19 protein-coding genes are annotated in these 17,399 nt (G+C 40.1%); 5 read left to right on the top strand and 14 right to left on the bottom strand.

What is annotated here, in order from left to right; genetic code table 11:
• Window positions 1–33: 33 nt before the first annotated feature.
• Window positions 34–1,347 carry an MBL fold metallo-hydrolase gene (locus B6F02_RS00190; RefSeq protein WP_080145394.1) on the top strand — a complete coding sequence of 438 codons (1,314 nt, stop codon included), beginning with the start codon at window positions 34–36 and terminating at the stop codon, window positions 1,345–1,347.
• Window positions 1,348–1,401: 54 nt separating this feature from the next.
• Window positions 1,402–2,970, top strand: coding sequence for a bifunctional metallophosphatase/5'-nucleotidase (locus B6F02_RS00185; protein ID WP_080145393.1), 1,569 nt, complete (start codon window positions 1,402–1,404; stop codon window positions 2,968–2,970).
• A 163-nt stretch (window positions 2,971–3,133) separates the two neighbouring features.
• On the opposite strand, the gene B6F02_RS00180 is transcribed toward B6F02_RS00185, so the two are convergent.
• The 12 genes from B6F02_RS00180 to B6F02_RS00125 all read right to left on the bottom strand — a co-directional run bounded on the left by B6F02_RS00180 (window position 3,134) and on the right by B6F02_RS00125 (window position 13,817).
• Window positions 3,134–4,006 carry a cation diffusion facilitator family transporter gene (locus tag B6F02_RS00180; RefSeq protein WP_080145392.1) on the bottom strand — a complete coding sequence of 291 codons (873 nt, stop codon included), beginning with the start codon at window positions 4,004–4,006 and terminating at the stop codon, window positions 3,134–3,136.
• 233 nt (window positions 4,007–4,239) lie between these two features.
• A complete protein-coding gene (locus B6F02_RS00175; RefSeq protein ID WP_080145391.1) occupies window positions 4,240–5,328 on the bottom strand; it encodes an iron-containing alcohol dehydrogenase family protein in 1,089 nt (362 codons plus the stop codon).
• A gap of 37 nt (window positions 5,329–5,365) precedes the next feature.
• The gene (locus B6F02_RS00170; protein ID WP_080145390.1) at window positions 5,366–6,349 is read right to left on the bottom strand and encodes a bile acid:sodium symporter family protein; all 984 of its coding nucleotides are present in this window, start codon (window positions 6,347–6,349) and stop codon (window positions 5,366–5,368) included.
• Window positions 6,350–6,848: 499 nt separating this feature from the next.
• A complete protein-coding gene (hisIE, locus tag B6F02_RS00165; protein WP_080145389.1) occupies window positions 6,849–7,490 on the bottom strand; it encodes a bifunctional phosphoribosyl-AMP cyclohydrolase/phosphoribosyl-ATP diphosphatase HisIE in 642 nt (213 codons plus the stop codon).
• Window positions 7,483–8,247, bottom strand: coding sequence for an imidazole glycerol phosphate synthase subunit HisF (gene hisF / locus B6F02_RS00160; protein ID WP_080145388.1), 765 nt, complete (start codon window positions 8,245–8,247; stop codon window positions 7,483–7,485). The genes hisIE and hisF overlap by 8 nt, the downstream gene beginning before the upstream one ends.
• Window positions 8,247–8,951, bottom strand: a complete 705-nt coding sequence (gene hisA / locus B6F02_RS00155) for a 1-(5-phosphoribosyl)-5-((5-phosphoribosylamino)methylideneamino)imidazole-4-carboxamide isomerase (RefSeq protein ID WP_080145387.1) — start codon at window positions 8,949–8,951, stop codon at window positions 8,247–8,249. The genes hisF and hisA overlap by 1 nt, the downstream gene beginning before the upstream one ends.
• Window positions 8,948–9,526, bottom strand: coding sequence for an imidazole glycerol phosphate synthase subunit HisH (hisH, locus tag B6F02_RS00150; RefSeq protein WP_080145386.1), 579 nt, complete (start codon window positions 9,524–9,526; stop codon window positions 8,948–8,950). The genes hisA and hisH overlap by 4 nt, the downstream gene beginning before the upstream one ends.
• The gene (gene hisB / locus B6F02_RS00145) at window positions 9,523–10,104 is read right to left on the bottom strand and encodes an imidazoleglycerol-phosphate dehydratase HisB (protein ID WP_080145385.1); all 582 of its coding nucleotides are present in this window, start codon (window positions 10,102–10,104) and stop codon (window positions 9,523–9,525) included. The genes hisH and hisB overlap by 4 nt, the downstream gene beginning before the upstream one ends.
• A complete protein-coding gene (locus B6F02_RS00140) occupies window positions 10,080–11,099 on the bottom strand; it encodes a pyridoxal phosphate-dependent aminotransferase (protein ID WP_179128488.1) in 1,020 nt (339 codons plus the stop codon). Before B6F02_RS00140 ends, hisB begins: the two co-directional genes overlap by 25 nt.
• Complete coding sequence (gene hisD, locus B6F02_RS00135) at window positions 11,083–12,348, bottom strand: histidinol dehydrogenase (protein ID WP_080145383.1); 1,266 nt, start codon at window positions 12,346–12,348, stop codon at window positions 11,083–11,085. The genes B6F02_RS00140 and hisD overlap by 17 nt, the downstream gene beginning before the upstream one ends.
• Window positions 12,341–12,952 carry an ATP phosphoribosyltransferase gene (gene hisG / locus B6F02_RS00130; protein WP_080145382.1) on the bottom strand — a complete coding sequence of 204 codons (612 nt, stop codon included), beginning with the start codon at window positions 12,950–12,952 and terminating at the stop codon, window positions 12,341–12,343. Before hisG ends, hisD begins: the two co-directional genes overlap by 8 nt.
• Before the next feature lie 34 nt (window positions 12,953–12,986).
• Window positions 12,987–13,817 carry an ATP phosphoribosyltransferase regulatory subunit gene (locus tag B6F02_RS00125; protein ID WP_080145381.1) on the bottom strand — a complete coding sequence of 277 codons (831 nt, stop codon included), beginning with the start codon at window positions 13,815–13,817 and terminating at the stop codon, window positions 12,987–12,989.
• Between the two features lie 234 nt (window positions 13,818–14,051).
• Between B6F02_RS00125 and hisJ the strand changes: the two genes are divergently transcribed.
• The 3 genes from hisJ to B6F02_RS00110 all read left to right on the top strand — a co-directional run bounded on the left by hisJ (window position 14,052) and on the right by B6F02_RS00110 (window position 15,821).
• Complete coding sequence (hisJ, locus tag B6F02_RS00120; RefSeq protein ID WP_080145380.1) at window positions 14,052–14,831, top strand: histidinol-phosphatase HisJ; 780 nt, start codon at window positions 14,052–14,054, stop codon at window positions 14,829–14,831.
• A 2-nt stretch (window positions 14,832–14,833) separates the two neighbouring features.
• The gene (locus tag B6F02_RS00115; RefSeq protein ID WP_080145379.1) at window positions 14,834–15,055 is read left to right on the top strand and encodes a YdbC family protein; all 222 of its coding nucleotides are present in this window, start codon (window positions 14,834–14,836) and stop codon (window positions 15,053–15,055) included.
• A 169-nt stretch (window positions 15,056–15,224) separates the two neighbouring features.
• A complete protein-coding gene (locus B6F02_RS00110) occupies window positions 15,225–15,821 on the top strand; it encodes a nitroreductase family protein (protein WP_080145378.1) in 597 nt (198 codons plus the stop codon).
• Window positions 15,822–15,928: 107 nt separating this feature from the next.
• Here the strand turns inward: B6F02_RS00110 and B6F02_RS00105 are convergent, their stop codons facing one another.
• Window positions 15,929–16,600, bottom strand: coding sequence for a GNAT family N-acetyltransferase (locus B6F02_RS00105; protein ID WP_080145377.1), 672 nt, complete (start codon window positions 16,598–16,600; stop codon window positions 15,929–15,931).
• A 177-nt stretch (window positions 16,601–16,777) separates the two neighbouring features.
• The gene (locus B6F02_RS00100) at window positions 16,778–17,374 is read right to left on the bottom strand and encodes a ribonuclease H1 domain-containing protein (protein WP_080145376.1); all 597 of its coding nucleotides are present in this window, start codon (window positions 17,372–17,374) and stop codon (window positions 16,778–16,780) included.
• Window positions 17,375–17,399: the final 25 nt, after the last annotated feature.

Raw genomic sequence — 17,399 nt, 5'->3', positions numbered from 1 at the left:
TTTTGATCAAGAGCTATAGAAAGGATTTCTTATATGACAACTTACCAATTTTGGAATGGATTAAAAACCATCGGAGGGAATATTGTCGAAATCCGCACAGCCAAAGCCAGAGTCCTTTGTGACTTTGGCTTAACTGTTGGAGGACAAATTCCAGCAAAACAAGAGGGTATCTCAGAAACCGAAACACTGATCCAGTCAGGCAGTCTGCCGGCTATCGAAGGACTATATGATACAACGGACTTCAAAACTTTGTCTCTTACATCTTCAGAAGATTCGAATTTGGAAACGGCCGTATTCGTATCTCATCTTCACTTAGATCACATGGGTGGGCTTCGCCAGCTGCCTGAAGAAACAAAAGTTTATCTTTCACGAGAAGCATATATTCTATATAATGAACTCGTTCATATCGGAGAAGATCTGCCGGTTTCATGCGAGCTGATTCCATTTGATTTCGGCAATTCCATTGAAGTAGGCGATATTACAGTATTGCCCAAACATAGTGACCATGATACAGTAGGATGTAGTGCATTCTTTATTGAAACACCCACTTTGAAAATGATTCACTCAGGGGACTTCAGACTTTCCGGAGATCATCCTGAACGCGTTCTGCAATGGGCAAAAGAAGCGAATAACTGGGGAGCAGATGTCTTGCTGATTGAGGGAACGTCTTTCAGCTTCAAACCCGAAAAAGAAGCAGAAGAAAAAACTGCCCGCAAATCTTTAAACGAGCAGACGCTAGTGAATGAACTGGAAGATATGATCACTATGAATACGGAAGATCTGTTTATCTATAATCCGTATATCCGAAACGTAGAACGAATGAAAAAGATTGATGAAATCATTCGACAACATGGAAGAACGATGGTTTGGGAATCAAGTTATGCGCATATTCTGCATACGTTTTATCCGGATGCAAAATGGACCTTGCTGGAAGAAACGCTGGAAGATAAAGCGGAAGTTCCTGCCTATGCAGAAAAAGCGGTTACCTTAAAAGAGCTGTCTGATCAGCCAGGAAAATATGTGCTGCAAAACAGTTATAAAAATGTGCACTACTTAGAGCAGTTTGAACAAAGCTGTTATTTGCACAGCAATGGGGAACCACTAGGAGAATTTGATCCTGGATATGCCCAGCTGCAAGATTATCTGGCTGCTTTGAATATCACGTTTATTTCATTAGGGGCCAGCGGACATGCGACAAAAGAAAACTTGCTGAAAGTAGCAAAACGAGCAAATGCTGGAGTGACGATTCCTTGGCACACTTTTAATCCTGAGCTTTTTTACGAAGCGTTAAAAGGTGAAGGACTTAATACGTTCGTTCCTGAATATCAAAAAGAATATCAACACTAAAAGTACTAGGATGAGCTGTTTCAGCTTATCCATACATAGATTGGAGACAAAATGATGAAGTTAACCATTTTTGAAACAAGTGACGTACACGGCTATCTATTTCCGACGGATTACCAGAAAAGAGGGCAGAATCTGGGATTTGGTCTGTTTAAACTGGCGGATCAATTAAAAAAAGAAGTAGCTGCTGCAGATGGACCATCAGTCGTTATAGAAAATGGTGACTTTATTCAAGGGTCTCCTTTAAGTTTCTTTGTGCTGAAAGAAAAAGGCGAAGCGGATGCGTTAATTAATGCTTTGAATGACTTGCCTTATGATGCAGGGATTATCGGCAATCATGAATTCAACTATGGTTTGGATTATCTGAATACTGCAGTCCGTTCGGCACAGTATCCGATCCTTTCGGCGAACATCTTAAATGAAGAACAGCAGCCGGCTTTTGGCAACCCTTATGTTATTCTAAAAAAAGAAGGAGTCAAAGTAGCTGTTTTAGGTTTGACGACGCAGTATATTCCGCACTGGGAACATCCTGAAAATTATACAGGGCTTCAATTCTTGTCAGCTTATGAGACTGCGAAAAAGTATGTCCCTGAGCTTAGAAAAGAAGCAGATATTGTCGTGGTCAGTTATCATGGCGGATTTGAAAAAGATCTCGACTCTGGTGAAGAAACGGAAATTCAAACTGGTGAAAATGAAGGCTATAAAATTCTAACAGAAGTTAAAGGCATTGATGTACTGCTGACCGGACATCAGCATAGAGTTATTGCGCAGACAAAAAACGGCGTGGCTACAGTAATGCCTGGACATAAAGGGGCATATCTTGGAAAAGTTACAGTAGAACTGGAAAAAGAAGCAGGAAACGTTCAAATCCAATCGATCTATCCCGAACTGATTGAAATCTCTGAACAGACCCCTTTAGAGGGCAGTCTTGCGGGTAAGTACGAAGCTTTGAATAACGAAGTTGAAGACTGGCTGGATCAGCCGATCGGAAAAGTTTCAGGAGATATGCTGATTGATGATGTTGAACAAGCTAGGAGAGAAGAACATCCATATGTAGAGTTTATCCAGAAAGTTCAAATGCATTACACAAACTGCGATATTTCCGGAACGGCACTTTTCAATAATGAAAGCAGCGGATTTAATCCGCAAGTTACTATGCGAGATGTCGTGACCAATTATATCTTCCCGAATACATTAGCCGTCCTGAAGGTCAGCGGTGCAGACTTAAAAGCAGCGATTGAGCAATCTGCTGAGTATTTTGTGTTGAATGAGCAAGATGATATTGCAGTAAATCCGGACTTTATGGAGCCGAAACCGCAAATGTATAATTACGATATGTATGAAGGCATAAACTATATTATTGATGTTGCTCAACCGTTCGGCGAAAGAGTAGTGAAACTGGAGTACAAAGGAGAACCTGTACAGCCAGACGATGAACTTGAGGTTGTTATCAACCAATATAGAGCGGTAGGCGGCGGCGATTATGCCATGTTTGATGCTTCAAAAATCGTTCGGGAAGTAACGATTCCAATGAACGAACTGATCGGGAATTATTTCAAAGAATTTGGAACGATCGAAGCGACAGTCAATCATAATTTTAAAGTCATCAATTCTAAAAAGGATTGAAATCAACACTGAAGTAATCTATTAGTAAAAGCAAAAATAATGAATGACAGAAAAAGGAGCTGCGCAGATATCATCTGTACAGCTCCTTTTTGGCTTCAATAATGTTGAATTAAAAGGTTAAAAAAATAGTGATTAATAAAACCTGATCTTGACTGGACCTGAATCAAGTATGATAGGGCTCGACATGGACATCTGTGTGCATTACATCATATTGTTCGTATAGCACCGTTTCAATGGTTTCAGTTATATCGTGTCCTTCTTGTACTGTCATCTCGGCATTAACAAGTACCGTAATATCTACATATATATTTGTGCCGTACATGCGTGCTTTTAAAGAGGCGATTTCCTGAACTTCAGGTAATTGAATAATCACTGCATGATACTCTGCCAACTCCTGTTCATGAAAGCCGTCCGATAAGGAGAAGGTGCTTTCTCTAAATACTTCTAATCCTGTTTTGAGTATAATCAGGGAAACGATGATAGCCATGACACCATCGATCCATCCGATTCCAAATGAAGAAGCAAAAATAGCAACACCCGTAGCGAAACTGGTCAGTGCATCTGCAAGGTTATCTTTTGCTACAGCTTTTAGTCCATTAGAATTTACTCGTTTAGCCAGGGTCAGATTATACCGGTAGACACCCAGCATAATGACGGTACCCACTAAAGCGGCAATTGCAGCTAAAGGATTAGGAGGTACGACTTCCCCAGACAACAGGCGAGTTGCAGTAGACTGCAAAACCTGGAATCCTACAAACATCATGACAAAAGAAGTGATAAGACTGGCAATCGGCTCAGCTTTCCAGTGCCCGTAAGGATGATTGGAGTCAGCGGGTTTTCTGGCGGCTCTCAGTCCGATCAAAACTGTAACGGAAGAAATCACATCCGTAAAATTATTGAACCCATCAGCGCTTAAAGAAGAAGAACGAAAGAGATAGCCGATGATTAATTTCAATACAGCCAGTAAGATATAGACTACAATACTGACGCGAGCCCCTTTTTCTGCTGATCGGATTCGTTCAAAACGAGTATCCATACTATTCCCTCATTTACAATAAAATAGCAGATAAACTGAAATAATTGTTTATATATCATTTCAATCTATCTTGTTTCATTCACTTTTATAAGGGTACTGTTCTGAGAAAAAATTTTCAAATCATACAGCAGAATTTTTAGGAGACTTTTATAATGAATGAATTTCATCATTTTATTTTAGGAAAGGCGAAACCTTAAAAGAACAGAGCCCTTATAGGAGCTCTACTCAAGCGATTATACTAACGTTTTATTGCGAGATAGGGTTTCTAGATAGCGCATAGCAGAGTAAATGTCATCTGATTGTGCAGTTGGTACGGCTAACGTAAAGGTTTCATGGTCAGCAGCAGCAAAGTCAGCGACTTTATGCATCGCCTCATCCAAGTCACGCTCAGGAATGTTAAAACTTGAAAGAGTAGGCGGAAACCCATTCTTTTCATAAAATGGAAGGAGTCTATCTACTTCCTCAGTTTTTCCAGCCGCCGTCAACTGAACGAGTATACCGTAGGCCACCTTGACACCATGTTCAAAGGAATGTGTTTCTTTGATTAAAGACATTCCATTGTGGACAGCGTGAGCACCAGCCATCCTTCCAAATTCGCCAGCGAATCCTCCGACTGTTCCTGCAATGGCTACGACAGCCTCTGCAACGCGCTGAAACGCTGGAGTAACGCTAAGCTGACGCATGCTGTTTAATGCTTCTTCACTGTCACTCAACAGCAACTCTTGAGTCACCTTTGCAGTCTGTAAACCGACAGATACCATTGCCGGTAACGTGCCTTCATAGTGGCTGGTAATACCTTCTGCTTCATACCATTTAGCGAGCGTATCGCCGATCCCGCCAGCGAAGTACTGGACAGGCGATTCAATCAGTAAAGACAGGTCCATCAGACAAAGGTAGGCTGCACGCTTATAGTAATCTACACTTCTAAAAGTTCCGTCCGGATGATAGGTGGCAGAGATAGGTGTATATGCCGCGCAAGTCCCTAATACTGTCGGAATCATTATATATTCGATTTCCAGCAGATCAGCCGTTCCTTTTGCCGTATCCAACACTTTACCTCCGCCGATACCAATTATACAGTCTGCATGTTGGCATTGAGCGGCTAAGCGCTCCATATCTTCCACAGAAGCTGTCCGGTCATATCTTAAAACGGGATAATTGTGAGTATCCGGATAGTGTTTCTCAAAAGCTGCATAAGACTTCTCTCCTGTAATGATAACGGGTTGAGAAAAAAGATCTAATTTTTCGTGTAATAAGGTTAAGGCATTTTGCTGACAGATAAACTGGTCGGGTCCGCTGCGGACGGTTTGGCTGAGTTTCATAATATCCCTGCTTTCTATAGATAAATTGATTTTTAGATTAATCAGTAGACACGGCTGCTTCATTCTGCAGTTTATCATTCAGTAATGCAGAAGTTTTCCGGTCTCTCTGACGGCAAAGGTTTGCGAAGATGGTTCCGAATAATGTGTGAACGATCGTACCAGCTGCAGCTGCTAAGGCAGTAGCGGGAGAAAAATGTGCCAGACCAAGATTGGCTGCTAAACCGGTGTTTTGGAGACCCACTTCAACTGCGATCGTGCGAGTTGTTTTGACATCTCTTTTCAGCAATTTACACATCAGATAGCTGATACCGTATCCGCTGAGATTATGCAGCCAGACAACCAAGAAGATAAGGAGACCAGTACTTAATAGATTTTCTTGATTGACGGACACAGTACCGGCAAGAACCAGCAATACAGCTGCTGATGAGAAAGAAGGTAATACTTTTTCTGCTTTCTGGGTTTGCTTTCCCCAAAAATAGCTGATGGATAGTCCAGCGATGACCGGCAGCAAAACGACTTGAATAATCGAGAAAAACATCGTCCAGAAATCAACATTTAAGTAAGCACCGCCATACAATGATAAAATAACCGGTGTCAACAAAGGAGACAGCAAAGTGGAAACAGAAGTAGCGCTAATGGATAAAGGAAGATTTCCATTTGCCAAATAAGCCATCACGTTTGAAGAAGTACCACCAGGAACAGAACCTACCAGCAGCAAGCCCAATGCGACTTCTGGAGATAAGTTAAAGACTGCAGATAGAGCAACAGCTGATAAAGGCATAAATAGATACTGGCCAAAAACAACTAGAAATACCTGCCAAGGTTTTCGCATCACTTCACTGAAGTCAGATGGTTTCATTGTAAGTCCCATGGTAAACATAATAAATTGCAGGGTATATGTGGTAATGCCGGCTGCCCAGGTAAATAGTCCGGGAAACAGCAGAGCAGCTGCCGCCGTTAAAATTACGATATAAGATAAGTATTGCGTAAAATAGTCATTCACTTTTTTAAAGAATTGCATGTTTTCATCTCCTTAGTAAGGTTATTTGCAGAATGAACAAAAACTGAACGGTTTCTTCCTCCTTTTATCTTTATTCTAAATGTGATGCAAAAGAAAAGACCTCCCACTCTTGTAATAAGAATGGGAGGTCTTAGTCCCATTCACACAACCATGAATAGGACTAAACAGCTGTAAAATTTCTTACAGTGCTAAGCCCTGAGCGTAATAATAATAATGATTTGCTGTAGTTGTGCGGTCATGAGAGACTCCTTTTTTTATTATCAGAATATTTAAGTACATCTATTAGTTATCTATTAGAATACAGAGGTTAAAGCAGAATTGCAACAGTATCACCAAATAAAGGGATAGTAACGGAGAAACAATAAGAAGATTAAGATAAATAAATACTGTAAGCGTTGCGCAAGTTAGGTGTGTTTTAATAAATAAAGCCAAAAACCGGTAAGTCATTAATCGACTTACCGGTTTTTGGCTTTGAAGAAAGATTAGAAAGAGAAAAGTTTTACCATTCGTTAACTTCTTTTCGCTCACCTTTAAAGTTATTCGGTTTTTGATGACGAGCAGATAATACAGCTTCTACATCGGCAACCGTCACACCGGAATGGTGCAGCAGTACACCTAAGTGATACAGCACATCTGCCGCTTCATTTGCAACTTCTTCTTTATCGTTGTTTTTAGCACCGATCACCACTTCAAAAGCTTCTTCACCAAACTTTTTGGCGATTTTATCTATCCCTTCAGAAAGCAGGTAGTTGGTATAAGACTTTTCTTCAGAAGATTCAGCGCGATCTTGAACAGTCGCTTCAATGTCTTTTAACGTAAAGGAATCAGCTAAATTGAAACAGCTGTCTGTTCCAGTATGGCAAGTTGGTCCAGCAGGGTCTACCATAACCAGTAAAGCATCCTTGTCGCAGTCTAAATACATGTCTTTGACGTACTGAACGTTGCCGCTGGATTCGCCTTTTTTCCAAAGTCTTTCTTTAGATCTGGAATAAAACCAAGCAACTCCATCTTTTTTGGTCAATTCAAAAGCTTCTTCATTCATGTAACCAACCATACGAACTTCTTTGTTCGTGTAATGCTGCAGAATGACCGTTAATAGTCCTTTTGAAAAATCAGGGGTTATATCGTCATATTTAGACATTTCTCATCGCCACTCCTTTTCGTATACAATCATCTTTGACTTCTTGAATCGATACTTCTTCATCATGGAAGATGGAAGCAGCCAGTCCTGCAGAGACATCTGTTTCTAAGAACAACGCTGAAAAGTCCTCGGAAGTGCCGGCACCGCCGGAAGCGATGACGGGTATCGTTACAGATTCTTGAATCAAGCTCAATAGTTTATGATCGAATCCTTGCTGCATACCGTCATAGTCCATACTGGTCACCAACAGCTCTCCTGCACCAAGACTTTCTACTTTTTTGACCCAGTCCAGCGCGCGAATGTCTGTTGCTTTTTTGCCGCCGTGCGTATAACAGAACCAATCTTGTTTTTCTTCATCCCATTTTGCATCTAATGCGATACAGATACATTGAGCCCCGAATTTTTCGCTTGCTTCGCGAATTAAATCTGGATTTCTTAAAGCAGCTGAATTCAAGCTGACTTTATCAGCACCCGCACCAAGCAGCGCAGAAATATCTGCAACTGACTGGATGCCGCCGCCGATCGTCATAGGGATAAATAATTCTTTTGCTGTTTCTTTAATAACATCCAGCATTAATGCATGACCGGTTTCAGTTGCTGAGATGTCCAAGAAAACCAATTCATCTGCTCCGAGGGCATTGTAGCGTTTCGCCAGATCTACAGGCTTTCCGATTTCTCTTAATCCCTTGAACTGGATGCCTTTGACGACTACCCCGTCTTTAACATCTAAACAAGGAATAATCCGTTTCTTGATCATTAGCTGATTCCTTCCCAGAACTCGGAAGTATTGGCAGCTTTTCCTACGATAGCTGCTTTTACCCCGATCGTTTCTAATTCTTTCATGTCGGATAGACTTCTGATTCCCCCAGATGCCGTAATCGGGTGGGGAGAAAGCTCGACTAATTTTGCCGTCAATTCTACATTCGGACCGCCCATTTTGCCGTCTTTTGAAATATCAGTATAAATAATGCCGCCTAACTTGAACGAAGCTGTTTTTTCAGCCACATCATAAATCGTGAAATCTTCAGTTTCAGTCCAGCCGTTTACTGCGACTTGGTCTTTCACAGCATCCAATCCTAAATAGATTTTCCCAGGATACAGATCTGTCATTTGTCTTAACCAGTCTAAATCTTGTAGACCTTTCGTTCCAACGATCACATATGATGCACCATTTGATAGGTAGTGTTCAATCGTCTCTTGTGAACGAATACCGCCGCCGATCTCAATCGGCAGACGACTGGTCTGGATAAGATTTGTAATAAACTCGCTTTCAGCGGGTTTTTGGTGCAGCGCACCCATCAAGTCTACAATATGAATGCGAGTGACTTGCTTGAATTGATTATAGTATTCAATCGCTTCTTCTGCTGAGCGATTCATGACTTCTTTTGATTCATATTTTCCTTCAGTCAACCTGACGCTTTGCTGGTCTATCAGATCGATTGCCGGCCATAATTCTATCATTGTGAAAACCCGCCTTTAAGTGCCTGATCTAAAATCTGCAGACCTTTAACACCGCTTTTTTCTGGGTGGAACTGAATTCCTATAATGTTGTCTTTTTGCACGATCGCTACAACATCATCTTCATACTCAGCAGTAGCTACAACATTCTGATCTGTATGAACTTTAAAAGAATGAATAAAATACACATCATCATCTAAAGAGGGTACAGTCGATTTCAGCTTGTTCCAACCTAAATGGGGAACGGAGACATTTCCTGTAATCTTCTTGACCGTTCCAGGTAAATAGCCTAATCCGTCAACATTTCCTTCTTCGCTGTGTTCAAACAATAATTGCATCCCTAAACAAATTCCGACAAATGGTTTAGAGGATTTTAATTCTTCTAACACAGACAAAAGACCATTCTCTTTGATTCGATTCATTGCATCATTGAAGTGACCCACACCAGGTAAGATAATTCGGTCTGCTTTTTTCAAGACTTCTAAATCGCTGGTGACTACAACTTTATATCCTAGATATTCACAGGCATTCGTCAAGTTGGCAATATTGCCTAATCCGTAATCTACTATGGCAATCATTCTTCAATCACTCCTTTTGAGGAAGGGATTCTATTCACATTTGAATCGCTCAAAGCGATTCTTAGACTTTGTGCAAAAGCTTTGAATAGAGCCTCGATTTCATGATGAGTATTTCCGCCGCGAATCAAGTCTAAATGAGCTGTGATCCGGGAATTGATGGCTACTGCATAAAAGAATTCTTTTACCAATTCTACATCGAATGTTCCTACTTTCTGACTTGAAAACACAGCTTCAAAGTGAAGACAAGGACGACCGCTGATGTCTACGACAGAGCGCGCCAAAGTTTCATCCATCGGTACATAAGCTGTTCCGTAGCGCTGGATTTTTGATTTATCTTCGTTCAGTTCAGCAATAGACTGGCCTAAGAGTATGCCGACATCTTCTGTTGTATGGTGATCATCCACGTCCAGATCACCCTCGACTTTTATATCAAAAACAAAGTGACCATGGAAAGCCAGAAGATCCAACATATGATTTAAAAAGCCTACGCCTGTATCGATCGTTGAAGGTTCAAGACCTCTATCGACTGACATGCGGATAGACGTTTCTTTTGTTATCCGTTCTTTCTTGACTGCCATTTTTCATCTCTCCATTTTTGAATGATTTTTCTGATTTCTTCTAATTGATTTTCTTTTGCAATCGAATATCGTACCGCTTTTTTTAGTGCAGGAGATTCGTCTTCAGGATACATTCTTGGTAAAAATCCATTTTCAACAATATAATTTCCTAAGTCCATTGCATCGTCTCCATAAGTGAACAAGAAATTTGTGTGGCTTTCAAGCATAGGGATGATATCGCCGACCTCTTCTTTGAATACACTGTGAAGCTGTTTTGAAAGCTCGCGGTTCAATTCAATAAATTCTTCCAGTCTTTCAGGCTGATTCAGCAGGTGGACCGCCACGTTTAGTGAGAAAGTATTTAACGGATAAGGGTGGGCGATAGAGTCTAAAAGCTCCATTGTCTTGCGCGTAGAAGTAGCGACTCCGATACGCAGTCCAGCCAGTCCATAAACTTTTGATAGAGTGCGGAATCGGATAACGTGATCGCCTGTAGGATATTGTGCAGTTTCTTCCACAAATTCGCCATAAGCCTCATCTAAAACAAAATATCCGCCAACTTCTTTCATCATTTCTGCTGCTTTTTCGATGAAATCAGCCGGGTGTAAAGTACCGTACGGATTGTTAGGTTGTGAGAAGATAAAGATAGAGGGCTTCAACTCTTCTATCTTTTTGTAGACTTTTTCATAATCAAAGGTATGATCTTCATTGCTGGGGAGTTTGACGATTTCCCGACCGAATTGTTCGGCGTAGACCTGGTACATTACAAAGTCAGGATCAAAAGTTAAGATAGGTCCTTTGCCTAAAACAACAACAGACTTTTGAATCCATTCATCTGATCCATTGGCAAAAGAAACCAGTTCTGGATCAAGATTATTAAATGCAGCATAACTTTTCTGCAGATCTTGATACTCGTTTTCAGCATATTGATTGAATTGAGTATCAATCGCAATTTTTGCAATTTCATCTTCTGTCAGTGCTCTGTATGGACTTTCGTTTTTATCGATTCTTATCATTTTGAATATCCTCCAATCGGTAATAAAGGGAATCATGGTGCGCTTGCAGTGCCTCTTCTTTGGCTAAACGAATCCCTGAAGGAGCCATCCTCTCAAATGATGCAGGGGAGAGGTGAATTACTGAGTTTGTCCGTAAAAAATCATTTACGGATAGTCCGTTTGAAAAGCGGGCATTTCCGCCTGTCGGTAAAACATGACTGGGTCCGGCAACATAGTCTCCGATCGCTTCAGGAGAAAGGTCACCGACAAACAAAGCACCAGCTGTCGTAACCAGATCGACATAGGTTTCGGCATCTTTGGTCTGGATCGAAACATGTTCACCAGCAATCAGATTTACGACTTGAACGGTCTCTGCTTTGGAAGCCGTATGAACAGCATAGTGATGATCTAAAAGACTCTTAGAAATAATTTCGGCTCTCGGTTGAGTTGATCGTTTTTTCTCTACTTCAGACAAGATCTCTTCTATTTTTTCTTTGCTTTCGCTGATTAGAAATGTTCTGGCCAGTACATCATGCTCTGCCTGAGCCATCAAGTCATAGGCTGCCCATTCTGCATTCGTTGTTTCATCAACAACTACAACGATCTCGCTTGGGCCTGCAATCGAATCTATACCGACATCTCCATAGACTAGTTTTTTAGCCATCGCAACATACTGGTTGCCTGGTCCGACGATTTTATCAACTTTTTGGATCGTTTCTGTTCCGTACGCTAGTGCAGCAATTGCCTGAGCTCCGCCGACTTGATAGACGTGGTCAGCTTCGACGATATAGCAGGCTGCAAGAATGGCTTGCTGAACACCCTCTGGTTGAGGCGGGGTGACGATCGTCGTTTCTTTTACTCCGGCAACATTCGCCAGCACTGTTGTCATCAAGACAGTAGAAACAAGCGGAGCCGTTCCGCCAGGGACATAGATTCCGACACGATTCAATGGATGAATTTTTTGATAAAGTTCAGAAGACTCACTTTGTTTCCATTTGATCGATTGCTGATACTGTTCGATATTTTCCTTAGCGGCTTCTAGTGCTTCTCGCAAGTCGCTTGGTAACGATTCATAAGCTTCTTTAAGCTTTTCTTTTGATATAGTCAGTTCATCCAGCTCAACGCGATCGAACTGTTTTGAATAGTCTAATAAAGCTCGATCTCCATTTTGCTGAACTGTTTTTATCATGGACTGGACAGTTTCCATTACTGTCCAGTCCATTTCGTTTTCCTCAGTAAAAATCTGTGTAAATTCCTGTGCGTTAAACATGGTCATTCATCCTTAACTGATTCATAATCGTTTGAATTTCATCATTCTTAGCAAAGTAAGCATGCTTGTTGGAGATGAGACGAGCATTAATTTCATCTAATTGGACTTGTTCACTCAGCCCGTTCTCTCTTAAGGTCGTTCCGGTTTGAACGATATCCATAATAGCATCCGCCATGTTGATGGTAGCTGCCAGTTCAACAGACCCCTTTAATTGAATAATTTTGACAGGCTGCATGATTGAATCAAAATATTGTTGGGTAAACTGAACATACTTTGTAGCAACGACAGGATAAGTGTCTTGCGGTTCTTTAGCCGCAATTGCAAAGTGACAGTATCCGAAAGGCAGATCCATCAAGTTATTGATTTGACGATCTTGTTCAAATAATACATCGCTGCCCGTAATGCCTAGATCCGCAACACCTTCTTCAACGTAGACAGGCACATCTTCTCCTTTGACCAGCATGAAGCGGACATTTTCTGTTTCGACCACCAGCTCTCTAGAGACAGATTTTAATGCTGTACTCCAACTGGTTAGCTTTTTTTCATCAAGATAGTTGATAAAGTCTTTTAATTGTCTTCCTTTTGATAACGCAATTGTAATCATGTATATTTATTCCTCCATGGACGCTTTTAATGAGTTAAACGTTCAAACCGATTCCAAAGGCATTAGATGGACTAGAATACTGTCCGCCTGAAGCGATGGGTTCTACTTGGTCTTCTGAATAGAGCTGGATCGAAATCCCTTTATAATAAGATTGAGAAGGCAACGCCAGCATGTCACCGTAAACATAGGATACATTTTCCTTTATTAAAATGGATTCCCAGTGACTCATTTCTTCGATATGACGTTTTAAATGAGGCATATGTTCTTTCACATAAGCAGCTTGTTCGGCAGCTGGGTGAGCCATCAATTCTACGATTGGATGATCAGTGCCTAATTTTGCGATCAGAGCATCGCGGTTACGCTCTTTTATAAATTTTCTTGTCAGCTCATCAGCGAGTTCTTCTTCTGAGAGCAGGTTTTTCAGCAATGTGTTATGACTGATCACTGCAACAGATAATGGAATGGATAAAGACTGTTTGATAAAACGGACCATTTGAGTCAGCACTTCAGCTTGCTTATCGACATTGTCGGTAAAAATTTCAAGACCATATTGATGTTTTTCAGTATTTAACGTATAAACGGGTCCAGTATACGCAATTTTTTCAGCATTTAGTTGGTATTTTTTTCGGTAACGAACGATGGCATTGGTCCAGTCGCTTCTTAAAGCAAATAAAGATCCTTCATGCTGCCATTTATGACGTTCGTTCATTAGACCAAGATCATCTTGTGATAACTTAGTCCAGTCAAATTGTTCAATAACAGATAAGTCGATCAATTCAAAATCCAATCCATGGAAATGATGGAGGAACTCCAATTCTTGTTGTTTTTGATGGAGTATGGATTGGTTGTGACTGTTTGAATGCATAATAGTTCCTTCCTCATTTCTTATATTTTTAAAGTCTGATACAATAAAACTTGTGTTTAGTAAGTTTTACTGATAACAAAAATAGTAACACAAACCTTTATATATATGAATAACTTGCAATGAAATATTCCGTTACACTAAAGATACAGCACGTTATAGAATTTTTTAATTTAAAAAAATCAATTTGAAAAGAAAAACACAATATATTAAATAGAGAGAAAGCAGGGAGCGGGCATGATAAAAGATACACACGTTCATACGCCGTATTGTCCTCATGGATCTACTGATCTAATGGAGCAGTACGTCAAAAAGGCAATTGAAAAAGGGATAGTAGAAATGACGTTTACGGAACATGCACCTTTACCGATTAATGATACGGTACCGACAAAAGATAGCGCAATGAAAAAGGAAGATGTCTATGAATATCTGAAAGAAGGAAAAGGTCTGCAAGCCAAGTATCAGGGGAAGATCAAAATTAATATCGGCTTTGAAATCGATTATATAGAAGGATATGAACAGGAAACGCAGCTCTTTTTAGAACAGTATCCTGAAGCCGTTGAGCATTCTATCCTAAGCGTTCATTTTCTGAAGTTGCCGGATGGTACTTTCTTTTGTATCGACTACAGCAAAGACAGTTTCGTTAAAAAAGGACAGGAAGTGGGGGTTCATACACTATACAGTATCTACGCTGCAACAGTGAAAAAGGCACTGAGCTTACCTTACGGACAATTGACGCCGAAGAAAATCGGTCATTTGAACTTGATTCATAAGTTTCAGAAAGCGTATCAATACACTGATAAGATTGATTGGACCGAATTGCTGAAACTAGCGAAAGAAAACGGGTATCGGTTAGACTATAATTTTGCAGGAATCGATAAGGAGTACTATCAGCAAACGTATCCTAATCAATTCATTATAGAGCAAGCTGAGAAATTGGGCTTAGAATTGGAAACCGGATCTGACGCTCATAAATCAGAAGAAATCGGAAGACACTTTATTTTAGGGGAGCGTTAAAAATGGCAGGAATTGATTTCGAGATCATGGAACACATCGGTGACTTAAGTGAAGGGAAAAGCGGATGGAAAAAAGAACTGAATATTGTCAGCTGGAATGGCAATGATCCCAAATTTGATATCAGGGACTGGAGTCCGGATCATAGTAAGATGGGCAAAGGGCTGACATTCTCAGCTGATGATCTCAAAGCACTAAAAGATGTGCTGAATGCGATGGATTTATAAACATAAATTTTATTTCAACTATTACAAAATAATCATTGCAACATTAAGGAGTTATCATCTGAAATAATTTATTACGAATTTGAAGTTTATTCTTGATATTCTATTGAATAAGGTTATAATGGACATAGTTACAAAAAGTAAGGTTATTTCAGAAAGGAAGTATTAGTACATGCAATTTGTTGATGAATTAAAAAAACGCCGTTCTATCTATTCATTAGGTAGCAATGTTGAAGTTTCTGAAGAAGAACTAGTTAGTCTAATTAAAGATGTCGTTAAGGAATCTCCTACTTCATTTAACTCTCAGACTTCTAGAGCAGTCATTTTGTTTGATGATGCTCACAAAAAACTATGGGATATCACTGAAGAGTTATTGAAACCACTAACTCCAGAAGATGCTTTCCCGAATACACAAGCTAAGTTGCAAGGATTTGCAAATGGTAAAGGAACTGTTTTGTTCTTTGAAGATCAAGACACAGTAAAACAGTTACAAGAACAATTTGCTCTTTATGCAGACAACTTCCCGATCTGGTCTGATCAAGCAAGCGGAATTGCACAAGTAAACGTTTGGACTGCTTTAGCTCAGTTAAATATTGGCGCTAACCTGCAGCATTACAACCCAGTTATCGACGAAAGAGTCGCTCAAGAATGGAATATTCCTTCAAACTGGAAACTAAGAGCACAGTTAGTGTTCGGTTCACCAGAAGCTCCAGCAGGAGATAAAGATTACATGAACGATGAAGATCGTTTTAAAGTATTCGGAAAATAATATCTGAAGTATTGTAAAGGCCGGTTATAGAGAACACTCTATAGCCGGCCTTTTTCCTTATATGATTTTCCTTTTCTTTAAAGTGGAAAGGGGACAGTTTTTGTAAGTTAAATATATAAAACATACGTATATTCTGCGGTAACGGACTCAGCATCGAATAGTCCCAAGTCTGATTCTTCGAAAACCCAGAAAGTATGGGGATAATCCGGAACAAATGGAATAGGTTGACTTTCAGCTGTCCATTCTCCAATTCTATTATGTTCAAGATCAACTGAAAATCGGCCTCTTTTATATGTATCCTGCTTTGGCTTTCCAAGAACGCGATAATGCTTTGTCAGGAGCTGTGCACCATTCTTCTGGTAAAAAGCATTTGCAGCTATATCATCGCGTGTAAAAATCGTAAGGTAATCAACTTGTTTTTCTTTTAACTGGTCAACGACTTGGTTCCATAAACTTTGTGCAATCCCTGACTTTTGATAATCTGGGTGAACAGCAATGCTGTCTAAATAAGCGCCTTGGTGGGCATGAGGGACATAAACGTCATGCCGGCTGCGTTCTTCACTATAAACACCGACGTCTATAAGTCCCACGACTTTCTGACCGTCTAGTGCAATCAGCTCAATGACCTCATTGTAGCCATCCTCTACCAGAGAATAACGATCTTTATTCCGAGACATTTGATCATGAAACTGACTATGTAAATAGGAAAGCGCCTTACATCGCACCCAACTGTCTTCGTAAGCCTCTTCATAATCGGTTATGTTGATCGCTTGTTTCATTTCTTTCTCCTTTCTATATAAATCAACTTGTTCAATAACATTTTAACACAGTACATTTTTATAGAAATGGATCTTTTTATTCAAGTGAAGTCAATAGAACAGTTCCTGAATAGACTAAAACAAAAATGCTTTTGAAAAGGGCAGAGATCTGCCTGATCAAAAGCATTCTACTTTATATCAACTTTTTAGAGCAGATTTTGCTAATTGGTCGGCTAGTTCATTGAATTCTACACCAGAGTGCGCTTTGACTTTTTTGAAAGCTACTTCGATGCCTTGAGAGAGTTTTTTGAAATGTGCTACATAGTCTTTAGAGACTGCTTTATTTGCACGCCATCTTTCAGTTGCCCACATTTCGATTCCTAAGTAATCATAATGGATGATGACTCTTTTATATCCATGTTCTTTAGCCCACTTGATAGCATTCAAGCTGCCGAAACACTCTCCAGCAATTTGATAGCTTTCTACATATCTAGAATCATCGTCAGCATTTTTCAATGTCTCTAAAACAGTATTGTCTTTCAGCATAACCACTCCATAACTGTAACGTCCGTTTATTTTGTCAAATGAACCATCAACATAAGCCGTCACGGTCTGTTCGTCGGTGTATTGAGAAACGATCTCTTTAGGATTGATGAATTGTTCTGCTTCTTCTTTAGAAGTAAAAGATTGAAATTCAGCGCCTGAAAATCCTGATACCTGCTTTTGAGCTTCCGGCCATGTTGTATAAATTCCTGGTTTGCGGCCTTTTTTGATTGCATAATATTTTTTTGCCATACTTACCTCCGTTTACTATTGCCTA

The organism is Marinilactibacillus piezotolerans, from assembly GCF_900169305.1.
GTDB classification, from domain to species: domain Bacteria; phylum Bacillota; class Bacilli; order Lactobacillales; family Carnobacteriaceae_A; genus Marinilactibacillus; species Marinilactibacillus piezotolerans_A.
Note: the sequence above shows the minus strand (reverse complement) of the source record. Positions and strands in the feature narration are given on the sequence as shown.

What these genes read in the sequence shown, in the direction of transcription:
- B6F02_RS00190 (WP_080145394.1), top strand. Translation starts at nt 34, where the DNA reads ATGACAACTTACCAATTTTGGAATGGATTAAAAACCATCGGAGGGAAT.
- B6F02_RS00185 (WP_080145393.1), top strand. Translation starts at nt 1,402, where the DNA reads ATGAAGTTAACCATTTTTGAAACAAGTGACGTACACGGCTATCTATTT.
- B6F02_RS00180 (WP_080145392.1), bottom strand. Translation starts at nt 4,006, where the DNA reads ATGGATACTCGTTTTGAACGAATCCGATCAGCAGAAAAAGGGGCTCGC.
- B6F02_RS00175 (WP_080145391.1), bottom strand. Translation starts at nt 5,328, where the DNA reads ATGAAACTCAGCCAAACCGTCCGCAGCGGACCCGACCAGTTTATCTGT.
- B6F02_RS00170 (WP_080145390.1), bottom strand. Translation starts at nt 6,349, where the DNA reads ATGCAATTCTTTAAAAAAGTGAATGACTATTTTACGCAATACTTATCT.
- hisIE (WP_080145389.1), bottom strand. Translation starts at nt 7,490, where the DNA reads ATGTCTAAATATGACGATATAACCCCTGATTTTTCAAAAGGACTATTA.
- hisF (WP_080145388.1), bottom strand. Translation starts at nt 8,247, where the DNA reads ATGATCAAGAAACGGATTATTCCTTGTTTAGATGTTAAAGACGGGGTA.
- hisA (WP_080145387.1), bottom strand. Translation starts at nt 8,951, where the DNA reads ATGATAGAATTATGGCCGGCAATCGATCTGATAGACCAGCAAAGCGTC.
- hisH (WP_080145386.1), bottom strand. Translation starts at nt 9,526, where the DNA reads ATGATTGCCATAGTAGATTACGGATTAGGCAATATTGCCAACTTGACG.
- hisB (WP_080145385.1), bottom strand. Translation starts at nt 10,104, where the DNA reads ATGGCAGTCAAGAAAGAACGGATAACAAAAGAAACGTCTATCCGCATG.
- B6F02_RS00140 (WP_179128488.1), bottom strand. Translation starts at nt 11,099, where the DNA reads ATGATAAGAATCGATAAAAACGAAAGTCCATACAGAGCACTGACAGAA.
- hisD (WP_080145383.1), bottom strand. Translation starts at nt 12,348, where the DNA reads ATGTTTAACGCACAGGAATTTACACAGATTTTTACTGAGGAAAACGAA.
- hisG (WP_080145382.1), bottom strand. Translation starts at nt 12,952, where the DNA reads ATGATTACAATTGCGTTATCAAAAGGAAGACAATTAAAAGACTTTATC.
- B6F02_RS00125 (WP_080145381.1), bottom strand. Translation starts at nt 13,817, where the DNA reads ATGCATTCAAACAGTCACAACCAATCCATACTCCATCAAAAACAACAA.
- hisJ (WP_080145380.1), top strand. Translation starts at nt 14,052, where the DNA reads ATGATAAAAGATACACACGTTCATACGCCGTATTGTCCTCATGGATCT.
- B6F02_RS00115 (WP_080145379.1), top strand. Translation starts at nt 14,834, where the DNA reads ATGGCAGGAATTGATTTCGAGATCATGGAACACATCGGTGACTTAAGT.
- B6F02_RS00110 (WP_080145378.1), top strand. Translation starts at nt 15,225, where the DNA reads ATGCAATTTGTTGATGAATTAAAAAAACGCCGTTCTATCTATTCATTA.
- B6F02_RS00105 (WP_080145377.1), bottom strand. Translation starts at nt 16,600, where the DNA reads ATGAAACAAGCGATCAACATAACCGATTATGAAGAGGCTTACGAAGAC.
- B6F02_RS00100 (WP_080145376.1), bottom strand. Translation starts at nt 17,374, where the DNA reads ATGGCAAAAAAATATTATGCAATCAAAAAAGGCCGCAAACCAGGAATT.